Origin of the sequence: Kocuria rhizophila (assembly GCF_003667225.1) — a bacterium.
Taxonomy (GTDB): Bacteria; Actinomycetota; Actinomycetes; order Actinomycetales; family Micrococcaceae; genus Kocuria; species Kocuria rhizophila.
In genome coordinates this window covers 1-383 of sequence record NZ_RCOM01000194.1, presented here as the reverse complement: position 1 = coordinate 383, position 383 = coordinate 1, and the positions used below count along the sequence as shown (strand labels likewise).

At 69.7% G+C, this 383-nt stretch carries 1 pseudogene; it reads left to right on the top strand.

Annotation, left to right across the window (positions count from 1 at the left end):
• Positions 1–19 precede the first annotated feature (19 nt).
• Positions 20–383 (top strand): annotated as a pseudogene (locus D9R02_RS11965) (MFS transporter); the annotation flags it as partial.

The following is a 383-nucleotide window of genomic DNA, read 5'->3' as shown; positions in this document are numbered from 1 at the left end:
GCACCGTAGGGTGAGCCGCATGACCGCTGAGCGCACGAGCACGGCCCCGCACGGCCCCACCGACCCCGTCGACGCCGCGGCGGGAGGTTCCCGCGCGAGGGTGCTGATGTGGTGCCTCTGGGACACGGGCACCTCCGCCTACAACTCCGTGATGCTCACGTTCGTGTTCACGGTGTACCTCACGAGCTCGGCCTTCGGCACCCCCGAGTACACCTCCACCGTGCTGAGCATCGGCATGACGGTGGCGGGATTCGCGATCGCGCTCACCGCCCCGATCGTGGGCCAGCGCAGCGACACCCCCCGCTCCCGCGCCTCGTTCCTCACCTGGAACACCGTGGTGCTCGTGGCCTGCACCCCTCTCCTTTCTTCTTCTCCCCCTCCGC